A 24,042-nucleotide genomic window follows, 5' to 3' on the forward strand; every position below is an offset into this window, starting at 1 on the left:
CCGGCGATGCCCCTCTACGACGCGCGGGGCAAGCAGAACCGCGCGCTGATCATCGGCGTCAGCCGGTACCAGGACCCCCGGCTGCACGACCTCGACGCGGTCTTCGCCAACCCCGACGAGCTGGGCCGGGTGCTGTGCGCCCCGGCCACCGACCTCTTCCTGCCCCAGGAAGTGACGCCGCTGCGCCCGGACACCCCCGAGGAGCTGACCGCCGCGCTGCGCACCGCGGCCCGCGAGGCGCGCGGACTGCTGCTCGTCTACTTCTCCGGGCACGGCCGGGTCCGGCGCGACGGCAGCGACCTGCACCTGCTGGTCGGCTCCTCGCGGGTCGCGCAGGACGAGCGCAGGGTGGCCTCGCACGAAGCGGTCTCCTGGGCCAAGGACGTCCTGCCGCGGCTGGAGGCGTCCCGGGCCGACCGTGTCGTCGTCGTGCTCGAGTGCTGCTTCGCGGGCAACGCGGACGACAGCTTCCGCACCCACGAGAAGCCGGTCTCGCTGCTGATGGCCGCCCAGCCGAACCGCCGCATCTTCAGCGGCACCGAGCCCGGCGGCGGCACCCTCTTCACCCGCGCCGTGCTCGACATCCTCGAACACGGCATCGAGGGCAAGGAGTTCGTCACCTTCGAGGACCTCGCCGGCGAGCTGCGCCGCCGGCTCGCCGGACACACCACTCCGCAGGGCGGCGCCTGGGTGCCGCGCGCCTCCAAGCAGAACACCGTCGACGACGTGGTGGTCTCCTTCGCCACCCGGGAGCTGCGGCCCCGCACGCCGTTCGCCGTCCGGGCCCGGCGCTGGTGGCGCTCCCGCCCGCGGCGCCGGTTACGGCTGCTGACCGCCGCCGCCGTCGCGCCGGCCCTCACCGCCGCCGCTCTGATCCTCGTCGATCGGCTGGGGCCGCCCGAGAGCTGCCCGCCCGCCCAGGAGCTGCGGCTGCTCACCGCCCCCGAGGCCGAGCCGACGCTGCGCGCCGCCGCCCTCGCGTACGAGATGTCCGGCCTCAACACCGAGCCCGTGCCGGGCGAGGACGACGTCCCCGACGGCTGCCGGCGCACCCAGATCACCGTCTACTCCGCCGCCAAGGACCAGGTGGCACAGGGCTTCGCCGCGGCGGACCGCTGGCAGGGCGAGGCCGAGGGGGCCGACGAGGCTCCGCCCGGAGGCAGCGGCGGCCAGGCCACCGAGCCGCTCTACCGGCCGGGCCCCCAGCCCGATCTGTGGGTGCCCGAATCGACCGTCGACTACCTCCAGGTCCGCCAGGGCATGGCCGCGCACGCGCCCGTCACCCTGCACCGGACCGGCCCGGTCGCCTTCACCCCGCTCGTCGTCGGCGTCCCCGCGGCGCGCGGCCTCAGCGACACCGAGCAGGCCGGCAGCAGCTGGCACAAGATCCTGGACGACGCGGCGGACCGCAAGCTGCGGCTGCTCCGCCCCAGCCCCGCGCTGTCCGGCATCGGCCTGATGCACACCATCGGCCTCTACCTGGCCGACGACGGCGCGCCCGTCGGCCGGGACAGCGGCGCGCCCCGGCCGGAGGTGGCCGAGCGGGTGGAGAGCCGGCTGCGGGCGCCGGGCAGCCAGTACGCCGGCAGCGCCGAGCTGCTGTGCTCGCTGCGCCCGGGCGCCTCGGCGGCCGCGAAGGCGCGCGCCACCGCGGCGCCGCTGGTCACGGAGAAGTCCCTCACCGACGCCAACCTCGGCCACGCGGTCGGCAACTGCCCGGCCCTCGCCACCGTCCCCGAGAAGGACGACCGCTACGAGGCGTACTACCCGGCCGGCGTGCCGGGCCTGGACCACCCGCTGATCCGGGTGGCCTGGCAGGGGGCCGCCGACGCCGCCCGCCGGCAGGCCGCCTCGGAGCGGTTCGCCGACTGGCTGCGGCGGCCGGACGGCGGCCAGCGGGTGATCACGGAGGCCGGGTACCGCGGGGTGAACGCGGACGGCCGCGCCGCCCCGCCGCCCACCGGCTCCCCGCTCCGCGACAGCCGGGCGGGCGTCCTGCCGGACGTCGGCGTGGAGCCGTACACCGCGGGGCAGCAGCGGGTCGCCCAGGTGCTGGCCGCGTACGACACGGCGCACCGCCCCGGGCAGCTCCTCTTCCTCCTCGACACCTCCACCTCCATGGCGGACGGGGGCCGGATCGCCGGGGCGGCGGACGCGGTCGGCCGCGCCCTGGAGGTCCTCGGGCCGAAGGACACGTACGGGCTGTGGACGTATCCCGGGCCCGGCACCACCGCCCGGGACCGCGAGCACCCCGTCGAGCGCATCAGGACCGGCAGCTCCGGCCCGGACGCGGGGCGCAGGCTGCTGGAGCGCCTCCAGCGGGACGACGGCGGTCTCGTCGACCAGGGGGCCTGGATGCAGGAGGCGCTCACCGCCGCGCTGGACCGGCTGCGCGACAGCCCGGCCGAGCGGACCAAGGCCGTGGTGCTCGTCCTCGACGAGGACGACGGCGCGGGCAAGCGGTCGAAGGCGGCGCGCGACGCGCTCTCCGAGGCGCTCGCCGCGCACCCCCGGATCCCCGTGGTGGTCCTGGCGACCGGCAGGGGCGGCTGCGACGCGGCCCCGGTCCGGCACGTCGTCGAGGGCTCGGGAGGGAACTGCGTGGCCGGCGGCCCGGGAGCCGCGGACACCCTGGCCGGACTGGTGGCCTCCTTCGGTACGGGCGGACAGGAGGCGGGCCGGTGAAGCGCGTGGCCGCGGCGGTCGCCGTCCTCTGCCTGCTCGCGGCGGGCTGCTCGGACCCGGGGCCCGCGCCCGCCGCGGACGGGGACATCGTCCTGGCCACCGGCAGCGACCTCAGCAGCACCGGGGTGCGCCGGGAGCTGATCCGCCAGTGGGAGCGGCGGACCGGAAAGACGGTCCGCATCGTCAAGCTGCCGGACACCGCCGACGGGCAGCGCAGCCAGCTTCTCGCCGCCGGCCAGTCCGGCAACAGCGGGTACGACGTGCTCAACATCGACGTGGCCTGGACCGCGGAGTTCGCCGCGGCCGGCATCATCCGGCCCTGGGGCAAGGAGCTGGGCGGCGACTTCCTCAGCAGCGTCAAGAAGACGGCCACCACCGGCTCCGACGGCACCGTCTGGGCCGTCCCCTTCAACACGGACGCCGGGCTCCTCTACTACCGCAGCGACCTGCTGGAGAAGTACGGGTACGACGGGCCGCCGGACACCTGGGAGCAGCTCCGGACCTGGTCGCAGGAGATCATGGCCAAGGAGAACGCCCACCGCCCGGCGGACGAGAAGCTGTACGGCATGGTCGCCCAGCTCCGGCCCTACGAAGGGCTCACGGTCAACACCCTGGAGTCGGTCTGGGCGTCCGGCGGCGACCCGGAGCGGACCGCCCACCTCGCCGGGGCGCTGCAGCAGGGCGTGTACGCGCTCAAGGAGCGGCTGCGCACGATCATGCCGCAGGAAGCGACGGCGATGGACGAGACCGCCAGCCGGCAATGGTTCGCCGACGGGCGGGCGCTGTTCATGCGGAACTGGCCGGTGGAGTACGCCTCGGTCGCCGAGAAGCTCGACCCCGGCCGGCAGTTCGACGTGGCCCAGCTTCCCGCGGGCTCCTCGGAAGGCCGGCACCGCACGGTCCTGGGCGGCCAGAACCTCGCCATCGCGGCCGACGCCGCGCACCCGGACGAAGCCCGCTCCCTGATCACCGCCCTCACCTCGGCGCGCAGCGAGCACTGCCTGCTGCAGCGCGGCTTCGCGGCCACCCGTGCCTCGGCGTACGACGGCACGGCGCCCGCGTGCGACCTGCCGCCCGACGACGCCCGGCGGGAGGAGGGCGACGGCGCCCGGCACAGCACCGCGCCGCCCGGCCGGGTCCCGCCGTACACGGACCTGCTGCACCGCGCGCTCAAGGACGCGGCGCCCCGGCCACGCAGCGCCCACTACGCCACGTACAGCAAGGTCGTCCAGCTCTATGTCTCCGACTACCTCACCGGCCAGGACGACGCGTCCATCGCCGACGAGCTCGCCGAGGAAGCGACGAAGGCGCTCAGCGGCCGCGGAGAACGCGGACGCTGAGCGCCTTCAGTGCTATGCGGGGGTGTCAGCCGGCGACGATCAGGAAGATGCCGTAGCCGACGGCCGCGAGGCAGAGCGCGAAGCAGGCGTAGCCGCCGGTGCGGGCCACGGCGGAGGTGCCGCCGCCCACGGCCGCGGCGGTGCCCGCCTCGCCCTCCTGGCGGGGCTTGCGGGACGTGCCCACGATGCCCAGGGTGAACAGGCCCACCATCGCGACGGTCACCACGAGGGTGGTGCCGAAGACCTGGCCGAGTGCGGCCCAGTCGATGTTCATGGCGTGAGTTCCTTAAGGCGAGCGCCCGGCGTCAGCGGACGGCCGAGGTGGCGGGGGAGCGGGTGGTGGACTGGGCCGGGATGCCCTCTATCGTCCCGGCGCCGGCCGTGGTCGAACCCGCGGGCGGCGGGGCGACGCTCTGCAGCGCGGCGGTGACGACACCGGCCGGCGCTGCGGACTCGGCGGGCGCGACGTCGTTGACGTTGCTGTGGTCCACCGGCTTGCGGCGGGAGGCGGCCCAGATGGCGCCGCAGATCGCGACACCGAGCACGGCGACGGTGGTGACGCCCCAGGTGCCCTGGCCGGCCAGGAAGGCCGCACCGGCGGCCACCAGCGCGGCGGCCGGCAGCGTCAGGCCCCAGGCGATCACCATCCGGCCCGCCGTGGACCAGCGGACCACGCCGCCCTTGCGGCCGAGGCCGGAGCCCATGACCGCGCCGGAGCAGACCTGGGTGGTGGAGAGCGCGAAGCCGAGGTGCGAGGAGGCGAGGATGGTCACCGCGGCGCCGGTCTGGGCGGCGAAGCCCTGCGGCGGCTGGATGTCGGTGATGCCCTTGCCCATCGTGCGGATGATCCGCCAGCCGCCCAGGTACGTGCCGAGGGCGATGGCGATGCCGGCCGAGGCGATGACCCACAGGGGCGGGTCGGCCTGCGGGGCGAGCACGCCGCCGGTGATCAGCGCGAGGGTGATGACACCCATCGTCTTCTGGGCGTCGTTGGTGCCGTGCGCGAGGGAGACCAGCGCGGCCGAGGCGATCTGCCCGGCGCGGTAGCCCTTGGCGGAGTCCTCTTCGGCGCGGTTGCGGGCCAGCCGGTACGTGAGCCGGGTGGCGGCCGTCGCGGCGATGCCGGCGACGATGGGTGCGGCCACGGCCGGGATGAGGACCTTCATGACGACCGCGTCGGCGTTGACCCCGCCGATGCCGACGGACACCAGGGTCGCGCCGATGAGGCCGCCGAAGAGGGCGTGCGAGGAGCTGGAGGGGAGGCCGGCGAGCCAGGTGAGCAGGTTCCAGACGATCGCGCCGACCAGACCGGCGAAGATCACTTCGGGCCGGATACCGGCACCTTCGTCGATGATGCCCCCGGAGATGGTCTTGGCCACCTCGACGGAGAGGAAGGCGCCGACGAGGTTCAGCGCCGCCGACATCGCCACCGCGGTCTTGGGCTTGAGGGCCCCCGTGGAGATGGTGGTGGCCATGGCGTTGGCCGTGTCGTGGAAGCCGTTCGTGAAGTCGAACACCAAGGCCGTGACGATCACGATCCCGATGAGAAGCGTGATGTGTTCCATTCACCCAGGCAATCAGTTCGATGGTCAGTGACGCGAACGACCGTAGGGAGGATGGGTGAACGGAAGATGAACGACAACGGGCCTGGTGGTGACGCCCCCGCCGATTTCGTGCGGAGGCGCCTCACCTGTCACTTGAGGTTCATCCGGAGGTGTCCCGGACGTGCTGCGTGCTAGCCCGCGGCGAACCTGCGGAGCTGGCCGTACGTACCGTTCCAGGCGTTCTGGTCGCCCGGGAACCTGCCCTTGTTGGAGTACTGCCAGATACTGAGGAAGGACCAGCCCTTTGGCAGCTTGCCGGGCTTGCCGTGCCAGGACGCCAGCCACAGCGGGTGGCTCTGCGCGAAGGCGCCGCTGCCGCCGGTGCAGGTGTTCCACCAGCGCGTAGTCGTGTAGATGACCGGCCGGCGCCCGGTCTGCCGCTTGATCTCGTCGCTGAAGCCCCAGATCCAGCGGACCATCTTCTTCTTGCTCACGCCGTAGCACTTGTGCTTCTTGCTGTACGGATTGTGCTCGATGTCCAGGGCCGGCGGCAGCGTCCGGCCGTCCGCCTTCCACTGGCCACCGTGGTTCAGGAAGTACCGGGCCTGCGCGGTCCCGGAGGACTGGTTCGGCACCGCGAAGTGGTACGCGCCGCGCAGCAGGCCGGCCTGGCGGGCGCCGCGGTACTGCCGGCCGAAGTAGGGGTTGGTGTAGGAGGTCGATTCGGTGGCCTTGACGTAGACGAACCGCGCGCCGTTCGCCCGGGCTTCCGGCCAGTCGACGTTCTTCTGGTGCGAGGAGACGTCGTGGCCGTGCGGTACACCGCTCGCAGTCGAGGGACTCGCGGCGGCGAGATCGGTGAGCGCGGCGCCGGCCAGTACGGCCAGTGCCAGAGCGGTTCCGGTGGCGGCGGTGGTCAGGCGGGGCAGTAAGGCCGGTGTGTGGTCACCTTTGTGGTCACGAGCCATGGTTCCCCCCGGATGGCGACGTGCATGACAAATCATCCAGAGGTTATTGGATGATCCCGAGATGACGGTGACCTCCGGCCAATCACCGATTATCGCCGAGGTGTCCCTGTTTGGGGGGTACCGGAGGGGAATGGTCCGCCTTACAGTGCCGCGGCTGCGCGGGGGGCGGCCGGTACGGTGCGGAGCCCAGGTGCGTCAGGAGGGAGTGGGGCGGGATGACGGAGCGGGAGTCCGGACCGGTACGAGAGGTGGCGGAGGCGTGGGACGCGCTGGTGGCCGCGGCGCGGCGCACGGTGGCGGACGGGCTGGTGGTCGGCACGTCGGGGAACGTCTCGGTGCGCGTCGGCGGGCTGGTGCTCGTCACGCCCAGCGGCGTCCCCTACGACCGGCTCGGCCCTGACGACCTGGTGGCGGTGGACCCGGCGGACGGGCGGCAGGTGGCCGGTGAGCTGAAGCCCACGAGCGAGTTGCCGATGCACCTCGCGGTGTACCGCCACACCAGTGCCGCCGCCATCGTCCACACCCACGCGGTGCACGCCACCGCTGTCTCCACACTGGTCCCCGAACTCCCGCCGGTGCACTACATGACCGCGGCCCTCGGCGGTACCGTCCGGGTTGCCTCATATGCGACGTACGGCAGCCAGGAGTTGGCCGACAACATGCTGCACGCGCTGCGCGGCCGCACGGGCGTGCTCCTGCAGAACCACGGCACCCTCACCTACGGCGACACTCTCGACCAGGCGTACGACCGTACGGCGCAGTTGGAGTGGATGTGCCGGCTGTGGCTGACCGCCGCGTCCGTCCCCGGCCATACGCCGTCCCTGCTCTCCGAGGACCAGCTCGCCGAGGCGGGCGACCGACTGCGGGGATACGGACAGCGGGGATAGGGGCGCGGTGACGCGGGCAGCGGTGGTACCGGCAGCGGGGCGGGCCGGGGGTGGCCGGGTCCGTCACCCGGCCGGAGCGGCCCACTGGCCAGGCGCCGCCCGGCTCCCCAGACTGGGGAGGGTGCGCCTGGGTACCGCGGCGGCTGCGGCCGTCACCACCGTGATCGGTACCGGAGCGGCCGCGTTGGCGGCCGGCCGGTACGCCAGCGACGTCGCTCTGAAACCCGCCCCCGACCGGCCGTTCCCGGGCGACGGGCGGCTGACGGTGCACGCCACGACGGACGACCGGGTCACGCTCACCCGCAGTCTGTCCGCGCTGCGGCCCGGCCGGTACGGCCTGACGGGCCGCGGCTGCCACGCCGTCATCGGCCCGGTGTGCGACGGCGAGCCGCACGCGGCCGACACCGTCGTCCGGCGCCTGGAGCGGATCACCCACGGCACCCTCGCGCGCGGCACCCGGATGCGGCTGACCCCGCAGGTGTACCTCGGCAGCCCCTCCGACGCGCTCGGCCTGGAGTGCGCGGACGTGGACGTGCCCGGCGAACTGGGCGCGCTGCCCACCTGGTTCCTGCCGGGCGACCGGGACACCTGGATCATCGCCGTGCACGGCCTCGGCACGACGCGGGAGCACCCGATGGTCGTGATGCCGTTCCTGCGACGCCATCACTTCCCGGTGCTGGCACCGGCGTACCGCAACGACCTCGGCGCACCGCGCACCGTGGACGGCATCGGGCACCTCGGGGACACCGAGTGGCGCGACGTGGACGCGGTGATCCGGTACGCCCTGCGGTACGGCGCGCAGCGGGTGGTCCTGCACGGCTGGTCCACGGGCGCGACGATGGCGCTACAGGCCGCGGCGCACTCCGCGCTGCGCGACCGGATCGCCGGGCTGGTGCTGGACTCACCGGTACTGGACTGGCGCGCGACGGTACGGGCGCTGGCGGCGGCGCACCGGGTGCCGCGCCCCGTGCTGCCGCTGGCCGTGCGGGCCGCCGAGGGGAGTACGGGCCTTCACTCCGACCGGCTGGCGGAGGCGCGCGACCCGGCGCTGCTCTCCGTACCGACGCTGATCTTCCACGGCCCCGGCGACACCATCGCCCCCTGGGCGGCCTCCCGCCGTCTGAAGTCGGCCCGGCCCGACCTGGTCAGCCTGCACACCGTCAACGACGCCCCGCACGGCGCCATGTGGAACGCGGAGCCGGAGGAGTACGAGGAGTCGCTGCGGCGGTTTCTGACGCCGCTGATGTAGCTGCTGATGCAGCCGCTCCAGCCGTGGGTGCAGTGGGCAGCGCGGGTGTGTTTCCCCTGGCACGGAGGGGCGGAGAGCCTGGCACGGGGTGCCGCGGGGAAGGGGGCGATCATGGGCGGAACGGGCGCGAGCGGACCTTCCGAAGAACGCAATCCGCATTCCGATTGGGTTTTCGGGCCCACAAGAGCAAGACTGCTCCTGTGACGTCCCGTACTCCGCGCGACTCCCGGCTCCGCCTCGTCCCCAGACAACCGATCGCCGCCGCCCGCCGCGCGGTGAGCACCCGGACCGCCAGGCCCGCGACGCGGCCGCCCGAGGGCACTCCGCCGCCCGCTGAGCTGGCCCGGATGGCGCGCAGCGGACTGGCGGGCGCCGTCCGCGTGGCCCGCTGGGCCGACCGCGCGCGGGGCGAGGGCGTGGGCGCGTGCGCGGGCCCCGACGGCTCGCTCCCGGACGCCGCGGCCGAGGAGGCCGCCGCCGAACTGGATCTGACGCCGAAGCAGGTGCGGGCCGACTGGGACCGGGCCCGGCTGGCCGGACTCATCGAGCTGCACGGCGGGGAGGCCCGGCCGGGCTGGCGGCTGCGTGCCTGGGACCGCGACGACTCGGCGGCGCTGCGCGGCTGGGTCGCGCTCTTCGACGCCTGGTCACTGGCGCGCCCCGCCCCGGAGGCCGCGCGCCCCGGAGCGGTCGCCGAGGTGATCGAGGCGCTGCCGCAGGTGCTGTCGCTGCTGTACCTCTCCTCGGGCCCGGTCCAGGTGGCCGATCTCCTGGAGCTGCTCGACCAGCGCATCGCCGAACTCCGTACGGAGCGCTGCGAGGTGCCGTACGAGGGCCCGGCGGTGGACGAGGCCACCGGGGACGCGGAGCCCGGCGGACAGGAAGCAATCGGCACCGCCCCGGATGCCGATGGCCAGGCCACTGAACACACGCCCGAGGGGCACCCCGCCGCCTCGGCGGAAGAGACGGGCCCGTCGGAGCCGACCGGCGCGGCGGACGCGGACCGGGCCGTCGGTGACGCCGCGGCCGAGGCGCCGCCCGCCGAGCTGCCGTCCACCGAGTTGCCGTCCACCGAGGTGTCGTCCGCCGAGCTGCTGGACTGGGCGCTGGGCGCGCTCGCCGCGGTCGGCGCGCTCGTCGTACGCGGCGGGAACGGCGCTTCCCGGGCGCGCGGTGCCGGGGACGCCGCCACCCTGCTGCGGGGCGGCGAACCGTCCGGCGAGCGGCAGGCCCGGCTCACCCCGCTCGGAAGCTGGGCGGTGTGGGTCAAGCTGGAGCAGATCTGCGTGGCCGCGCAGAGCCCCGCCGGCAACATCGAGCAGTCCGCCGAGGCGATGCTGCGCGGCTGCGCGCGGCTCACCCCGGGACCCGCCCGCGCCGAGTACCGGGCGTGGCTGGCCGCGCGCTCGGCCGGCAGCGCGGTCGAGGAGCTGCTGGCGGTCGCCCGCGGCGACGACGCCCTGCTGCGCGGACTCGCCTTCGAGGCGCTCCGCGCGGTCGGCGCACCGGCCGAGCCCGCCGTACGGGCCGCGGCCGACGAGCCCGCCCTGCGCCCCTACGCCCTGCTGTGGCTGGTCGAGCACGAGGGCGGCGACCCGGAGACCGCGCCGGACGTGCTCACCCGCGAGGAGTCCACCTGGCTGTGGGTGGACACCGCGGCGGCCGTCGCCGACCACGGCGAGAGCCGGCTGCTCGTACGGCATCTGGACTCCGCCGTGCAGGGCTCCGTGCCGCGCCTGCTGGAGGAAGTACGCGCCGTGGGGCACCCGCGCACCGTCCAGGTCCTCGTGGCGCTGGCCGCCGCGCACCCGGACCCGGCCCTCGCCAAGGCCGTCCGCCGCGCCGCCTTCCAGGTCCACACGGGCGGCGCCTGACAGCCACAACCGGCGCTCCGGGCCACGGGCGGGGCTCCGGGCCATGCGCGGCGCTGACCGGCCACCGGGCCCCACCCGACGTGCCTCGGTCCGGCGGCCGGGCGAGGGTGCCACCGACCGGCCGGCGGGGCGCCGCTCAGGCGTTCGCGTCCTTGGTCGACGGGGCGTACGTGCCGAAGCTCCAGACGTTTCCCTCCTTGTCGCGGGCCATGTAGTCACGGGAGCCGTAGTCCTGGTCGGTGGGCGGCATGAGGATCTCCGCGCCGGCCGCCGCGGCCTGCTTGTGATGCGCGTCGACGTCGGCGACGGCGACATAGACGCCGGTCGGCCCGGCGTCGGCCATCGCCTCGGCGAAGACGCCGCCGCGGCCCTTCGCGCCGATCATGACCGTGCCGTTGCCGTACGACAGCTCGGCGTGCAGCACGGTGCCGGACTCGTCCTCGTACAGCGCGCCCCTGGTGAAGCCGAAGGCGGTCGTCAGGAGCTCGATCGCTGCTTTGGGATCGGCGTAGAGCAGGGTCGGGCAGATGGAGGGAGGCGGGGTGGCGGGCATGATCTGTCCCTTCGCGAGCCGTGTGGCCTGACTCACACAAGTCTGCCAGCGGGGTCTGACAACGCCACCTGACCTGGGAGTTCGGCCCTTCTGACGGCTCTCGCCGCAGGGTCACGCAGGGGCGGCGGTGGCCGGGAAATCTGCTTGCACACCACCGTTAGACTGGCCCTATGGCAATTCTCCTTGTGCATTAGACGGCGCCGGCCCGTCCGCGCTCCCCGCGGAGCGCGCCGCGTTGCGGCTTCTTCCGCCCGTCCGTCCCGCCGTCCACCCTGCCCTGGAGTCTTTCCGTGATCACCGCCTCCGGCCTCGAGCTGCGCGCCGGCGCCCGAGTCCTCATCGAGTCCGCCTCTTTCCGTGTCGCCAAGGGCGACCGCATCGGCCTGGTCGGCCGCAACGGCGCGGGCAAGACCACCCTCACCAAGGTCCTGGCGGGCGAGGGCATCCCCGCCGCCGGCACGGTCACCCGCTCCGGCGAGGTCGGCTACCTCCCGCAGGACCCGCGCACCGGCGACCTGGACGTGCTGGCCCGCGACCGCGTGCTCTCCGCGCGCGGCCTGGACGAGGTCCTGCGCAAGATGCGCGAGAACGAGGACCGGATGGCGGGCGGCAAGGGCGCCACCCGTGAGCGCGCGATGAAGAAGTACGAGCGCCTGGAGACGGAGTTCCTCACCAAGGGCGGGTACGCCGCCGAGGCGGAGGCCGCGACCATCTGCGCCAGCCTCGGCCTGCCCGACCGCGTCCTCGCCCAGCCGCTGCACACCCTCTCCGGTGGTCAGCGCCGCCGCGTCGAGCTGGCCCGGATCCTCTTCTCGGACTCCGACACGCTTCTCCTGGACGAGCCGACCAACCACCTCGACGCCGACTCGATCGTCTGGCTGCGGGACTACCTCAAGACCTACCGCGGCGGCTTCATCGTCATCTCCCACGACGTGGACCTCGTCGAGACCGTCGTCAACAAGGTGTTCTACCTGGACGCCAACCGGTCCCAGATCGACGTCTACAACATGGGCTGGAAGCTGTACCAGCAGCAGCGCGAGGCCGACGAGAAGCGCCGCAAGCGCGAGCGCGCCAACGCCGAGAAGAAGGCCGCCGCGCTGAACACCCAGGCGGACAAGATGCGCGCGAAGGCGACGAAGACCGTCGCCGCGCAGAACATGGCCCGTCGCGCCGAGAAGCTGCTCTCGGGCCTGGAGGAGGTGCGGCAGTCCGACAAGGTCGCCAAGCTGCGCTTCCCGAAGCCCGCGCCGTGCGGCAAGACCCCGCTCACCGCGGAGGGCCTGTCCAAGTCGTACGGCTCGCTGGAGATCTTCACCGACGTCGACCTGGCCATCGACAAGGGCTCCCGGGTGGTCATCCTCGGCCTCAACGGCGCCGGCAAGACGACCCTGCTGCGGCTGCTCGCGGGCGCCGAGAAGCCCGACACCGGCCAGGTCACCCCCGGCCACGGCCTCAAGCTCGGCTACTACGCGCAGGAGCACGAGACGCTCGACCCGGACCGCACGGTCCTGGAGAACATGCGCTCGGCGGCGCCGGACCTGGACCTCGTGGAGGTCCGCAAGACCCTCGGCTCCTTCCTGTTCTCCGGCGACGACGTGGACAAGCCCGCAGGCGTGCTCTCCGGCGGCGAGAAGACCCGGCTGGCGCTCGCCACCCTGGTCGTCTCCTCCGCCAACGTCCTCCTCCTGGACGAGCCCACCAACAACCTCGACCCGGCCAGCCGCGAGGAGATCCTCGGGGCGCTGCGCACGTACGAGGGCGCGGTGGTCCTGGTGACCCACGACGAGGGCGCCGTGGACGCCCTGGAGCCGGAGCGGATCATCATGCTGCCGGACGGCGTGGAGGACCTGTGGGGCCCGGATTACGCGGATCTGGTGGCGCTCGCCTGATCCCCCCGCGGCGCCCGGCGCCGCGCTCGCCCGGCCGCTCGCGGCGCCCGGCACGGCGCCGCACGGGCCGTAGGACATCTTGATCAACGCGGTATGGATCATTCGGCCGACGGGTGATCCATCATCTGAGTGAGAACGGCTCGTACCCGGCGCGCCGCGTGTCACGGGCGGGGCCGGACGGCTACGGATTCCGTGGCGCTTCGCCCCGTACGCCCTGACCTGGCCCTTCTTCACACGTCTCGGCGCAGGCGGCCACGTAAGGCCCTTGGAATCCATGATTCCGAGCGGCCGTGCGCCGCCGCGCGCGCCAAACGATGTCCTACGGACCTTGCCGAATGGGTGGCCAGGACGGGCGGGAGGGGTGATCATGAGAGTCCAGAGCGCACTTCCCATGAGGAGGCACGGGTGGCCGAGACTCTGAAGAAGGGCAGCCGGGTGACCGGCGCCGCGCGCGAGAAGCTCGCGGCAGACCTGAAGAAGAAGTACGACTCCGGAGCGAGCATCCGGGCGCTGGCCGAGGAAACCGGCCGCTCCTACGGATTCGTGCACCGGATGCTCAGCGAATCCGGTGTGGTCCTGCGCGGTCGCGGTGGGGCCACGAGGGGCAAGAAGGCCGCCTCGGCATGACCTGAGAGGCGGCCCGCGACTCCGAAGAGCCGACGGTGCCACCCGGTCGAAGAAGCCGTCGACCGGGTGGTTACTGTTCAGTAGACTCACTGGTTACTGTTCAGTGGCCGACGGCCGACTCGGAGGCGCGCGATGAGTTCCCTGACCCTGCTCGACAAGGACGGTGTCCGGCTCACCGTTGACGACGCCGTCGCCACGGTGACCCTCACCAACCCTGCGAAGCGCAACGCGCAGTCGCCCGCCCTGTGGCGGGCCCTGGCCGAGGCGGGGCAGCAGCTCCCCGGGAGTGTGCGGGTCGTGGTGCTGCGCGGCGAGGGCAAGTCCTTCTCCGCCGGCCTGGACCGGCAGGCATTCACTCCCGAGGGCTTCGCGGGCGAGCCGTCCTTCCTGGAGATGGGGCGCGGCCCGGAGCACGAGATGGACGCGCTGATCGCCGAGTACCAGGAGGCGTTCACGTGGTGGCGGCGGAACGACATCGTGTCGGTCGCCGCCGTCCAGGGGCACGCCATCGGTGCCGGGTTCCAGCTCGCGCTCGCCTGCGACCTGCGGGTGTGTGCGCAGGACGTGCAGTTCGCCATGCGTGAGACGAGCCTTGGCCTGGTGCCGGACCTCACCGGCACCAAGCCGCTCGTCCATCTCGTGGGCTACGCCCGGGCGCTGGAGATCTGCGCCACCGGGCGGTACGTCCACGCGGAGGAGGCCGAGCGCACGGGCCTCGCCAATCTCGTGGTGCCCGCGGACCAGCTCGACGGCGCCGTCACGGATCTCGCGGCGGCGCTGCTCGCCGCGCCCAGGGACGCCGTCATCGAGACCAAGGCCCTGCTGGCCGGCGCCGCGACGCGCTCCCTCGACGAGCAGCGCGCGGCGGAACGGGCGGCGCAGGGCCGCCGGCTCCGCGACCTCGCCGGCGCAGGCGAGTAACGCCTGCCTGTGGTGCGCCGGGCGAGTAACGCCTGAGCCGTGCGCCGGGGCGCGTGGCAGGGGAGCAGCCCTGCCGCGGTACGCCGGGGCGTGCGAGGGGCGAGTCCGCGTCGTTCCGCGCCCACTCGGCGTATCCAGGCGGCGCGGTGCCCCGGTCCCGCCTAATGTGGGCATCGGAGCGGACGTCAGCTGTGCCGTTCCGTCCGCTCCTTCCGCGGAAAGGGACGATGCGATGAGCGACACCGCACAGGGCGGCCAGCAGCACGGCGAGGGCGCCGCCCGGAAGACCCTCGGAACCAAGCGCGGCGGCGGCGACCCGGCGACCCGGGGGCGCACGACCATCGCGGACGGCGTGGTCGAGAAGATCGCCGGCATGGCGGCCCGGGACGTCATGGGCGTCCACGCGATGGGCAGCGGCTTCGCCCGCACGTTCGGCGCGGTACGGGACCGGGTGCCCGGCGGCCGGTCCGTCACGCGCGGCGTGAAGGCCGAGGTCGGCGAGGTGCAGACGGCGCTGGACCTGGAGATCGTCGTCGAGTACGGCGTGGCCATCGGCGAAGTCGCCAGGGCGGTACGCGAGAACGTCATCGCGGCGGTCGAGCGGATGGCGGGCCTGGAGGTCGTCGAGGTCAACATCGCGGTCAGCGACGTCAAGCTGCCGGACGAAGTGGAAGAGGAAGAACAGGAGCCCAGGCTCCAGTAACGGCCCGGCAGCAGCAATGGCCCCACAGCAGTCCGAGGGCAGTGGTCCGACCGCCATCCCGGCGGGGTGGCAGCGAGGGAGTGCACGATGAGCATGGCCGTGGCCGGTCTGTTGGCCGGCATGGCGCTGGGCTTCGCCGGGTACTTCGGCGGCTTCGGTGCCTTCTTGCTGGTGGCGGCGCTGGGCGCGGTCGGCTTCGTGGCCGGCCGGTTCCTGGACGGGGACATGGAGCCCGGCGACTTCTTCCGCCGCGCGGGCGGCCGCGAACGCGACGCCCGGCGGCGGTGAGGCGTGGCCGGACAGACCCCGCAGCCCGCTGTCCAGTCGTCCGCCGTCCAGCCGCCCGCCGTCCCGCCGGCACAGCGCGGCGCGACACGGATCTCCGACCGGGTGGTCGCGAAGATCGCGGCCCAGGCGGCACGGGAGGCGCTGCGGCGCGGACCGGACGCGGTGCCGCGGGACGGCAGCGGCGCGCACGCCGCCGACAGCCCGTACACCGACGACCTGGCCGCTCGTGACGGCGCCCCGGACAGCGACACCCCGCAGCGCGGTACCCGCCCCCGCGACGTCCGTCCCGATGATGCCCGTGCCACCGTCGTGGTGCGGCGGCACAACAGCCAGGACACCCATGGCGAGGCACACGTCCGGATCTTCGTCGAGCTCGGCTACCCCTGCGACATCGGCGCGGAGTGCGGCGCCGTGCGTCGGCAAGTGACCGAACGGGTATGGGCGTTGGCGGGCATGACGGTGCCCGAGGTGGCGGTGCAGGTGACGCGCCTGCACTCGCCGCAGCTCAAGCGGGCCGGGCAGGGGAGAGTGCGATGAGGCGTACGGCGACCTGTGCGACGGGACGCGGGACATGAGCGAGCCGGACACGACGCGTCGGCTCCCGACGCTGGAGAAGGCACCGAGCGGACCCGGCGGCCCGGAAGGGCCCGAGCAGTCCGCCTCCGCCGCCGCGTACACCTCCGGCACCGGCGGCGGCAGGGCCGGACGCTTCTGGTCGGCCCGGCGGCTGCCGGCCGCACTGGTGGCGCTGGTGCTGCTCGCGGTGGCCGGGCTCTTCCTGTACGACGTGGCCGCGGTGCGGGCCGGGCAGCAGGCCATGGCCTGGCGCCAGTGGCTCGCCGACGAGCTGGCGTCCCGCCCCCTGGACAGCCCCTGGGTACTGGCCGCGGCGGCGCTCGCCGCGGCGCTGGGCCTCTGGCTGATCGTGCTCGCGGTGACGCCCGGGCTGCGCGCCGTCCTGACGATGCGGCCCGCGACGCCCGCGATGCGGGCCGGGCTGGACCGCCCGGCCGCCGCGCTGGTGCTGCGCGACCGCGCCATGGAGGTGGCGGGCGTGCAGTCCGTACGGATCACGGTCTCGCGCCGCCGGGTGCGGGCGCGCGCGATCGCGCACTTCCGCGAGCTGGACGAGGTGCGCGGTGACGTGGACGCCGCGCTCGCCGAGGGCCTGGAGCGGCTCGGCCTCGTCCGCCCGCTCGCCCTGTCCGTCCATGTACGCCGTCCCGGGAAGAGGTGAGCGGTGCCGATGCGTCAGGTACGGCGGGCGGTCAACCGTGTGCTGCTGGGGCTGATGGGACTGGTGCTGCTGGGCGCCGGCGGGCTGGTGCTGTTCGGCGGCCTCGCGCCGGAGAAGTGGCACGACGGGCTGCCGAAGGGGTGGCCGTGGGCCGCGCCCGGTGACGTCCTGCTGCCCGCCGCGGACCGTACGCGCTGGACGGGCACGGGCTGGTGGTGGCCGGTGGTGATCGCCGCACTCGCCGTCCTGGCGCTGCTCGCCCTCTGGTGGCTGGTGACCCAGTTCCGCGGCCGCCGGCTGCGCGAGGTCCTGGTCGACACCGGGGACGGCGAGGGCGCATTGCTGCGCGGGCGCGCCCTGGAAGACGTCCTCGCGGCCGAGGCGGCGAGCGCGGACGGGGTGCACAAGGCCGTCGCGCACCTGACGGGCCGGCGCCGCGAGCCCCGCGTACGGGTCCGGCTCCTGCTGGAGCCGCACGCGGACCCGGTCGGCGCGGTGGATCTTCTCGGCACGCAGGTGGTGGAGCACGCCCGCGAGTCGACGGGCCTGGCCGAGCTCCCGGCGGAGGTCAGGCTGCGGGCCGTACGGCACCGGGCCGAACGGGTCAGCTGACGCCCGCGCGGGAGCTCGAGTACCGGCTCCTGGGCTCAGGTGGGCTCAGAACCCGTGCCGCGCCCCGCCGTCGATGGGCAGCATGACGCCGTTGACGTACGACGCCGCGGGGGAGAGCAGGAAGGCGGCGGTGCGGCCGAACTCCTCCGGGGTGCCGTAGCGGCGCAGCGGGATCGTCGCGGCGTTGCGGGCGCGGGAGCCCTCCGCGTCGCCCGACAGCTCGTCGAGCTGCTGCATCCGGTCGGTGGCGATGCGGCCGGGGAGCACGCCGAGGACGCGGATGCCCTGCGGGCCCAGCTCGACGGAGAGCGACTTGGCGAAGCCGGCGAGGCCGGGGCGGAGCCCGTTGGAGATGGTGAGGCCGGGGATCGGCTCGTGCACGGAGCCGGAGAGCACGAAGCCGATCACGCCGCCCTCGCCGAGCGCCTCGGCGGCCGTACGGGCCATCCGTACCGCGCCCATGAAGACGGAGTCGAACGCGGCCTGCCACTGCTCGTCGGTGTTGGAGGCGGCGCTGCCCGGGGGCGGGCCGCCGACGCTGATGAGGATGCCGTCCAGGCCGCCGAAGCGGTCGCGGGCGGCGTCCACCAGGCGCTGGGCCGCGGCCGGGTCGGCGTTGTCCGCGCCGACGCCGTGGGCGCGCGGGCCGAGCTGCTTCGCGGCGTCGGTGGCCGCTTCCTCCGTACGCCCGGTGAGCACGACGTTCGCGCCGTCGGCGACGAGCGCACTGGCGGTGGCGCGGCCCAGTCCACGGGTCGCGCCGGTGACGATGTACGTCCGGTCGGTGAGTCCAAGGTCCATGGGGTCAGTCTGCCTTGAGCATCCCGGCCAGCGTGAAGGCGGTACCGATCAGGCCGACGTGGCTGAACGCCTGCGGGAAGTTGCCGAGCTGGCAGCCGGTCGCCGGGTCGTACTCCTCGGCCAGCAGCCCGAGGTCCGTGCGGAGTTCGAGGAGGCGGTCGAAGAGCTCGCGGGCCTCCTTCTGCCGCCCGGTGAGGTGCAGCGCGTCGGCGAGCCAGAAGGAGCACACCAGGAAGGTGCCCTCCTGGCCCGGCAGCCCGTCGGTCTTGTGGTGGGGCCCGTCGGCCCGCCGCGTGCTGTAGCGGTGCACCAGGCCGTTGTGCGTGAGCTCCCGGTGTACCGCGTCGACGGTGCCGATGACGCGCGGGTCGTCGCCCGGCAGGAAGCCGACGCGCGGGATGAGGAGCGTCGCCGCGTCCAGCTCTTCCGAGCCGTAGTACTGGGTGAAGGTCCCGCGCTCGGGGTCGTACCCCTTCTCGCACACCTCGCGGTGCACCTCGTCCCGCATCGCGCGCCAGACGTCGAGATCCGCCTTCAGATGCGGGTGCGCCTCGGCGGTGCGGATGGCGCGGTCGGCGGCGACCCAGGCCATGACCTTGGAGTGCACGAAGTGCCGGCGCGGGCCGCGCACCTCCCACAGGCCCTCGTCCGGCTCCTGCCAGTTCTTCCGAAGGAAGGCGAGCAGCGCGCGCTGGATGTTCCAGGCGTGCGGCTTGTCGGGCATCCCGGCGGCCTGGGCGAGGTGCAGGGAGTCCAGGACCTCGCCGTAGACGTCGAGCTGGAGCTGTTCGACGGCGGCGTTGCCGATACGGACGGGGATTGAGCCGGAGTACCCCTCCAGCCAGGGCAGCTCCGCCTCGGGGAGCCGCCGCTCGCCCGACAGTCCGTACATGATCTGCAGGTCGGCGGGGGAGCCGGCCACCGCGCGCAGCAGCCAGTCGCGCCAGGCCACGGCCTCCTCGGTGTACCCGGCGGAGAGCAGTGCGTTGAGGGTGAGGGTGGCGTCGCGCAGCCAGCAGTAGCGGTAGTCCCAGTTGCGGACGCCGCCGATCTCCTCGGGCAGCGAGGTGGTGGGGGCCGCGACGATACCGCCGGTGGGCGCGTACGTCAGCGCCTTCAGCGTGATCAGGGAGCGGACGACGGCATCGCGGTGCGGCCCGTCGTACGAGCACTGCGCCGCCCACTCCTCCCAGTCCTCCAGCGTGCAGCTCAGCGCGTCGTACGGGTCGATGCGGGCGGGGCGCGGCTCGTGGGAGGGGTGCCAGGTGAGGACGAAGGCGACCTGTTCGCCGGCCTCGACGGTGAAGTCGGAGCGAGTACTGAAGCCCTGGCCGTACGTCGTCACCTCGGGCACGGAGTGCAGCCAGACGGAGTCGGGCCCCGCGACGGCGACCCGGCAGTCCCCGACGTGCCGCACCCAGGGGACGACGCGTCCGTAGTCGAAGCGCAGCCGCAGGACACCGCGCATCTCGACGCTGCCCTCCAGGCCCTCGACGAGGCGGACGACATCGGGGGCGCGGTCGCGCTGCGGCATGAAGTCCGTGACGCGGACGCGGCCGGTGTCGGTCGTCCAGACGGTGTCCAGGACGAGCGAGTCGCCCCGGTAGGACCGCTCGCTGCGGGCGCGGTGGTCGGCGGGGGCGAGCCGCCAGTGGCCGTTGTCGCGGTTGCCCAGCAGGGCGGCGAAGCAGGCGGCGGAGTCGAAGCGGGGCAGGCACAGCCAGTCGATGGAGCCGTCGCGGCCGACGAGCCCGGCGGTCTGCAGGTCCCCGATGAGCGCGTAGTCCTCGATAGGTGGATGCACGCTGTCACGACTGCCCGGTGGGGCCGGGAGCTATGCCGGGGCTAGTCCTTGGCGGCGGCTGCCGGGGTGGCGGAGCCGGCCTTCTCCTGCGGCCGCTCCGGTTCGGCCGGGGCGGCGGAGCCCTCGGCCGTGGCGGCGGCAGCGGCGCGGTCCCGGCGCTCGCGGCGTACGAGGACCACCCAGCCGACCGGCACGGCGGCGGCGAACAGCCACCACTGGATGGCGTACGCCATGTGCGGGCCGATGCTGTCGTGGTCCGGGTCCGGCACCAGCTCGGGCTTGTCGTGCGCGGGCTCGGGCGCGGTCTGCTCGATGTAGCCGCCGAGCACCGGGCGGTGCAGCCGCTCGGCGGCCTGCTTGCTGTTGATCAGCATGACCTGGCGGTCGGGCAGGCCCTTGGTGTCCTTGATCCCGCTCTCGGCGGTGGTCTCGTCGGGGATCGCCCGGCCGGTGACGGTGACCGTTCCCTTCGGCGCCGGCGGCACGTCGGGGAAGGTGGTGAGCGCGCCGCCGCTGGGCGCGATCCAGCCGCGGTTGACCAGGACGGTGGAGCCGCCGGTCAGCCGCAGCGGGGTGAGGACGTAGTAGCCGATGGTCTGCTCGTCGGCGGCGGTGCGGTTGCGCACCACTACCTCGCCCTTGGTGTCGTACCGACCCGTGGCCTGCACCGGATGCCAGCGGTCCGCCTCCGGCAGGTCGCGCCCCGGCTTCGCGAGATCGGTGACCGGTACCGGCTTCGCGTGCAGCGCCGCGGCGATCTGGGCGTTCTGCGCGACCTTGTGCTCATGGCGGTGGAGCTGCCAGAAGCCCAGCCTGATCATGACAGGGATCAGGACGAGGCCCACGAGGGTGAGGATCACCCACTGCCGGGACAACAGGAAGCGGTACACGGTATTGACGGTACCTGTCACGATTCGGCCCCCGACGGCAGGGTCCCGCCGGGGGCCGGCCGAAGCGCCCCGGTCCGGCGGTCAGGGTGCCGGGCGCGCGCCCTCAGACCCGGTCGACGATGCCCACCTTCCCCTCCGCGCGGGCGCAGTGGGCGCAGCAGTACCAGTGGCCGTCGGCCTCGACGCCGTGGCCGATGACCTGGCACCGGCAGTGCTCGCAGATGGGCGCCATGCGGTGGATGGCGCAGGAGAAGCAGTCGAAGACGTGCACCGCGCCCTGCGCGTGCACCTCGAACGTCATGCCGTAGTCGTTTCCGCAGACCTCGCATCGTGCCATGCGCCCCAGGATGGGCGCGGTTTTCCGACGGGGCCCGCCCGGGCGGGGGTGTGTTGTGTGGCTTCACCCGGATGGGGGCGGGGGCTGCGGCTGCTCGCCGTGGGGGTTCGGTCGTCTGCCGGCCGGCCCGCCGTGGTGGGTTGCTCGCGCAGTTCCCCGCGCCCCTGACGGGGCGCTGCCCCTACTTCGCCGGGAGGACGTCCTGCAGGAGTTGCATGAAGGCTGCTTCGTCTATGACCGGGGTGCCGAAGGAGCGGGCCTTGGTGGTTTTGGAGGTGGGGGAGTCGGGGTCGTTGGTGACCAGGAGGCTGGTCAGGCGGGAGACGCTGGTCGCGACGTGCAGGCCGGCCTCGGTCGCGCGGTCCTCCAGCAGCTCGCGGTCCACGGAGGTGTCGCCGGAGAAGGCGACCCGCATGCCCTGCATGAGCCGGCCGCCCGCTTCGTACCGCCCGGGGTTCGGATAGGGGCAGGCCGGGCGCTTGCGGGAGGGGCGCCAGGTCGTCGGGCGGTACTGCGAGCCGTATCCGGAGCGCTGCGCGGGCGGGCGCGGCGCGTCGGTCCACTCGGTCAGCGGCTGGCAGGCCAGCAGCGGCAGCCGGAGGTTCCCCTCGGCGGCCAGCCGGAGGCTCGGCCGGAACGCCTCGGCGAGGACGCGGGCGTCGTCCAGCGCGTGGTGCGCCTGCTCCTGCACGACGCCGTAGTGCGCGGCGAGGGACTCCAGCTTGTGGTTGGGCAGCGGGAGGCGCAGCTCCTTGGAGAGCGCGATCGTGCACAGCCGCTGGCGCACCGGTGCCTGGGCCTTCGCCCGGGCGTACTCGCGGGCGATCATCGACCAGTCGAACATCGCGTTGTGTGCGACGAGGACGCGGTCCTCCAGGCGCCGGGACAGCTCGGGGACGATCTCCGGGAAGAGCGGGGCGCCGGCCAGCACCTCGGTCGTGAGGCCGTGGATCCAGACCGGGCCGGGGTCGCGCTCGGGGTTGACGAGGGTGTACCAGCGGTCCTGGACCTCGCCGCGGGCGTCCAGTTGATACACGGCGGCAGAGATGATCCGGTCGTCGCGGGCCAGGCCGGTGGTCTCCACGTCGACCACCGCATACCCCTGTGGGTACGCGGTGGGCCAGTCGGCCTGTTCCTCCTGCGGGGCCGGCTGCCGCACGATCTCCGGGGAGAGCGGGCGGTCGGCTGCCGTGCGGTCTTCGAGCATGGTCCATGAGGATACGGGCCGGCACTGACAGCGATGCCCTGTGGGGGCGTACGGATGCGCGCTTGGGGAGGATTCGGACATCGCGCGCCCCATGCGTCCGGATTCCTGATAAGGCGTCAGGTTCCCTGCGTCTCCATGTCCTGACGATGCGCCCTGACCGATGCACGTCTCTTTACCTCTCGTGGGGTCGCGCTGTAACCCTGTTCCAGCACGGGCACGACACGTACGCGCAGCACCACCTCGAACGCTTCCTTCCGGACCGACCGAGGAGCCGCGATGACGGACCCGACCGACCCGTACCTGATCATCTCCGCCGACTGCCACGCCGGGCTGCCGGCCGAGCGGTACCGGCCCTATCTGGAGGCCGGGAACCACCGGGCCTTCGACGACTTCCTCGGGCAGCGGGACGCCCGGCGCGCCGTCAGGGCACGGCGCGGCATACGGAACGAGACCTCCGCCCTGAAGTGGCAGGAGGACAACGAGGAGGGCCTGCGCGGCGGCTGGGACGCCGCGCAGCGCGCCAAGGAACTGGACGGCGACGGGGTGGCCGCCGAGGTCGTGCTGCCCGGCACGGACCCTGTCGACGGCGGTGTCGCGGCGCCCTTCGGGGCGGGCCTCGACGACCCCGAGGGGCAGGACCCCGAACTGGGCATGGCGGGCGCCCGGGCGTACAACCGCTGGCTCGCGGAGTTCTGCGCCACCGACCCCGAGCGGCACTGCGGCGTCGCCGTGCTGCCGCTCGCCGGCGAGGTGGACGAGGCGGTCACGGAGATCCACCGGGCCCGCGACTCCGGGCTCGGCGCGCTGCTGATCCCGGCGACGTGGGCCGGCGGGGCGCCGTTCCACGACCGCCGGTACGACCCCGTCTGGGCGGCCGCCGCCGAGACCGCGATGCCCGTCCTCACGCACGCGGGGGCCGCGCCCCGCCACGAGTACGGCGGCCACCTCGGCATCGAGCTGTCCGAGGCCGCCTGGTGGCCGGCCCGTCCGCTCTGGTTCCTGCTGTGGTCCGGGGCCTTCGAACGCCATCCGGGGCTGCGCTTCGGGGTCGCCGGGGCCGGCTGCTGGTGGCTGCCGAACCTGCTGTGGCAGATGGACCGGCTCTACCTCGGCGCGCACGGTGGAAAGAAGCACTCCCCGTTCGCCGCGCTGAAGCGGTCCCCGCACGAGTACCTCGACCGTCAGGTCTTCGTGTGCGCCGCCGCACCGCAGCGCCGCGAGCTGGCGCAGCGCTACGAGATCGGCGTGGACAACATCCTGTGGGGCTCGAATTTCCCGCACCCGGAGGGCACTTGGCCGCACACGGGGGAGTGGCTGCGCCGGGCCTTCCACGACATCCCGGTGGGGGAGACCCGCCGGATGCTCGGCGAGTCGGCCGCCGAGGTCTTCGGCTTCGACAAGCGGCGGCTCGCGCCGCTCGCGCAGCGCATCGGGCCGACGCCGGAGGCCCTGGGGCAGCCGCGCAATCAGGCGCCCGTCGAGGCGTGCTGGCGGCGCGCCCGGGAGACCGGCCGGCACTGGCTGACCGGCTTCGACTTCCCGTTCGTGGGGGTGGGGGAGTGACGCGGGCCCGGACCCCGCGAGCGTACCGCCGGTAACATTTCTTAGTACTCGTTGGTAACAACC

The 24,042-nt window shown here is 73.7% G+C and carries 23 protein-coding genes; 14 read left to right on the forward strand and 9 right to left on the reverse strand.

The window, feature by feature from the left end:
* Nucleotides 1–6: 6 nt before the first annotated feature.
* Both IG84_RS0131180 and IG84_RS0131185 read left to right on the forward strand, forming a co-directional pair.
* Nucleotides 7–2,685, forward strand: coding sequence for a caspase family protein (locus IG84_RS0131180; RefSeq protein ID WP_031064529.1), 2,679 nt, complete (start codon nt 7–9; stop codon nt 2,683–2,685).
* On the forward strand, nt 2,682–4,025 hold the full coding sequence (locus IG84_RS0131185) for an extracellular solute-binding protein (protein WP_031064530.1): 1,344 nt from the start codon (nt 2,682–2,684) through the stop codon (nt 4,023–4,025). The genes IG84_RS0131180 and IG84_RS0131185 overlap by 4 nt, the downstream gene beginning before the upstream one ends.
* 25 nt (nt 4,026–4,050) lie before the next feature.
* Here IG84_RS0131185 and IG84_RS0131190 read toward each other — a convergent pair whose 3' ends face one another.
* The 3 genes from IG84_RS0131190 to IG84_RS0131200 form a co-directional block, all read right to left on the reverse strand.
* Nucleotides 4,051–4,299: a hypothetical protein gene (locus IG84_RS0131190; RefSeq protein WP_031064532.1), complete on the reverse strand. Its 249-nt coding sequence runs from the start codon at nt 4,297–4,299 to the stop codon at nt 4,051–4,053.
* 31 nt (nt 4,300–4,330) lie between these two features.
* Nucleotides 4,331–5,590: an inorganic phosphate transporter gene (locus IG84_RS0131195; RefSeq protein ID WP_031064534.1), complete on the reverse strand. Its 1,260-nt coding sequence runs from the start codon at nt 5,588–5,590 to the stop codon at nt 4,331–4,333.
* 170 nt (nt 5,591–5,760) lie between these two features.
* A complete protein-coding gene (locus IG84_RS0131200; protein WP_031064536.1) occupies nt 5,761–6,537 on the reverse strand; it encodes a lysozyme in 777 nt (258 codons plus the stop codon).
* Between the two features lie 215 nt (nt 6,538–6,752).
* Between IG84_RS0131200 and IG84_RS0131205 the strand changes: the two genes are divergently transcribed.
* From IG84_RS0131205 to IG84_RS0131215, 3 genes are all read left to right on the forward strand, one after another.
* Nucleotides 6,753–7,424 carry a class II aldolase/adducin family protein gene (locus IG84_RS0131205; protein WP_031064538.1) on the forward strand — a complete coding sequence of 224 codons (672 nt, stop codon included), beginning with the start codon at nt 6,753–6,755 and terminating at the stop codon, nt 7,422–7,424.
* 121 nt (nt 7,425–7,545) lie between these two features.
* Complete coding sequence (locus IG84_RS0131210) at nt 7,546–8,673, forward strand: alpha/beta hydrolase (protein ID WP_031064539.1); 1,128 nt, start codon at nt 7,546–7,548, stop codon at nt 8,671–8,673.
* Between the two features lie 200 nt (nt 8,674–8,873).
* Nucleotides 8,874–10,547 carry a hypothetical protein gene (locus tag IG84_RS0131215; RefSeq protein WP_382467429.1) on the forward strand — a complete coding sequence of 558 codons (1,674 nt, stop codon included), beginning with the start codon at nt 8,874–8,876 and terminating at the stop codon, nt 10,545–10,547.
* A gap of 136 nt (nt 10,548–10,683) precedes the next feature.
* Here IG84_RS0131215 and IG84_RS41905 read toward each other — a convergent pair whose 3' ends face one another.
* Nucleotides 10,684–11,100: a VOC family protein gene (locus IG84_RS41905; RefSeq protein WP_031064546.1), complete on the reverse strand. Its 417-nt coding sequence runs from the start codon at nt 11,098–11,100 to the stop codon at nt 10,684–10,686.
* Between the two features lie 290 nt (nt 11,101–11,390).
* Here IG84_RS41905 and abc-f point away from each other — a divergent pair, with 290 nt between their 5' ends.
* The 8 genes from abc-f to amaP all read left to right on the forward strand — a co-directional run bounded on the left by abc-f (nt 11,391) and on the right by amaP (nt 17,377).
* The gene (gene abc-f / locus IG84_RS0131225) at nt 11,391–12,989 is read left to right on the forward strand and encodes a ribosomal protection-like ABC-F family protein (protein WP_030264662.1); all 1,599 of its coding nucleotides are present in this window, start codon (nt 11,391–11,393) and stop codon (nt 12,987–12,989) included.
* 405 nt (nt 12,990–13,394) lie between these two features.
* The gene (locus tag IG84_RS0131230) at nt 13,395–13,616 is read left to right on the forward strand and encodes a helix-turn-helix domain-containing protein (RefSeq protein ID WP_006606369.1); all 222 of its coding nucleotides are present in this window, start codon (nt 13,395–13,397) and stop codon (nt 13,614–13,616) included.
* Nucleotides 13,617–13,748: 132 nt separating this feature from the next.
* Entirely contained in the window at nt 13,749–14,537 is a 789-nt protein-coding gene (locus IG84_RS0131235) for an enoyl-CoA hydratase/isomerase family protein (protein ID WP_031064553.1), read from the forward strand.
* Nucleotides 14,538–14,769: 232 nt separating this feature from the next.
* Nucleotides 14,770–15,240 carry an Asp23/Gls24 family envelope stress response protein gene (locus tag IG84_RS0131240; protein WP_031064556.1) on the forward strand — a complete coding sequence of 157 codons (471 nt, stop codon included), beginning with the start codon at nt 14,770–14,772 and terminating at the stop codon, nt 15,238–15,240.
* A gap of 87 nt (nt 15,241–15,327) precedes the next feature.
* Nucleotides 15,328–15,528: a hypothetical protein gene (locus IG84_RS0131245; RefSeq protein WP_031064559.1), complete on the forward strand. Its 201-nt coding sequence runs from the start codon at nt 15,328–15,330 to the stop codon at nt 15,526–15,528.
* A 3-nt stretch (nt 15,529–15,531) separates the two neighbouring features.
* Complete coding sequence (locus IG84_RS0131250; RefSeq protein WP_031064564.1) at nt 15,532–16,065, forward strand: Asp23/Gls24 family envelope stress response protein; 534 nt, start codon at nt 15,532–15,534, stop codon at nt 16,063–16,065.
* Between the two features lie 34 nt (nt 16,066–16,099).
* Nucleotides 16,100–16,765 carry a DUF6286 domain-containing protein gene (locus IG84_RS0131255; RefSeq protein ID WP_031064569.1) on the forward strand — a complete coding sequence of 222 codons (666 nt, stop codon included), beginning with the start codon at nt 16,100–16,102 and terminating at the stop codon, nt 16,763–16,765.
* A 9-nt stretch (nt 16,766–16,774) separates the two neighbouring features.
* On the forward strand, nt 16,775–17,377 hold the full coding sequence (gene amaP, locus IG84_RS0131260; protein ID WP_031064573.1) for an alkaline shock response membrane anchor protein AmaP: 603 nt from the start codon (nt 16,775–16,777) through the stop codon (nt 17,375–17,377).
* 45 nt (nt 17,378–17,422) lie between these two features.
* Here amaP and IG84_RS0131265 read toward each other — a convergent pair whose 3' ends face one another.
* The 5 genes from IG84_RS0131265 to IG84_RS0131285 form a co-directional block, all read right to left on the reverse strand.
* Nucleotides 17,423–18,178 carry an SDR family oxidoreductase gene (locus tag IG84_RS0131265; RefSeq protein WP_031064576.1) on the reverse strand — a complete coding sequence of 252 codons (756 nt, stop codon included), beginning with the start codon at nt 18,176–18,178 and terminating at the stop codon, nt 17,423–17,425.
* A 4-nt stretch (nt 18,179–18,182) separates the two neighbouring features.
* Nucleotides 18,183–19,982, reverse strand: a complete 1,800-nt coding sequence (locus IG84_RS0131270; RefSeq protein WP_031064581.1) for a glycoside hydrolase family 15 protein — start codon at nt 19,980–19,982, stop codon at nt 18,183–18,185.
* A 41-nt stretch (nt 19,983–20,023) separates the two neighbouring features.
* A complete protein-coding gene (locus IG84_RS0131275; RefSeq protein WP_031064586.1) occupies nt 20,024–20,872 on the reverse strand; it encodes an SURF1 family cytochrome oxidase biogenesis protein in 849 nt (282 codons plus the stop codon).
* 103 nt (nt 20,873–20,975) lie between these two features.
* Nucleotides 20,976–21,209, reverse strand: coding sequence for a hypothetical protein (locus IG84_RS0131280; protein ID WP_078649612.1), 234 nt, complete (start codon nt 21,207–21,209; stop codon nt 20,976–20,978).
* Between the two features lie 181 nt (nt 21,210–21,390).
* A complete protein-coding gene (locus IG84_RS0131285; protein WP_031064594.1) occupies nt 21,391–22,416 on the reverse strand; it encodes a DEDDh family exonuclease in 1,026 nt (341 codons plus the stop codon).
* Between the two features lie 276 nt (nt 22,417–22,692).
* Between IG84_RS0131285 and IG84_RS0131290 the strand changes: the two genes are divergently transcribed.
* Nucleotides 22,693–23,979 carry an amidohydrolase family protein gene (locus IG84_RS0131290; RefSeq protein ID WP_031064596.1) on the forward strand — a complete coding sequence of 429 codons (1,287 nt, stop codon included), beginning with the start codon at nt 22,693–22,695 and terminating at the stop codon, nt 23,977–23,979.
* Nucleotides 23,980–24,042 lie beyond the last annotated feature (63 nt).

The organism is Streptomyces ochraceiscleroticus, assembly GCF_000720485.1.
In the GTDB taxonomy this organism is placed as follows: Bacteria; Actinomycetota; Actinomycetes; order Streptomycetales; family Streptomycetaceae; genus Streptomyces; species Streptomyces ochraceiscleroticus.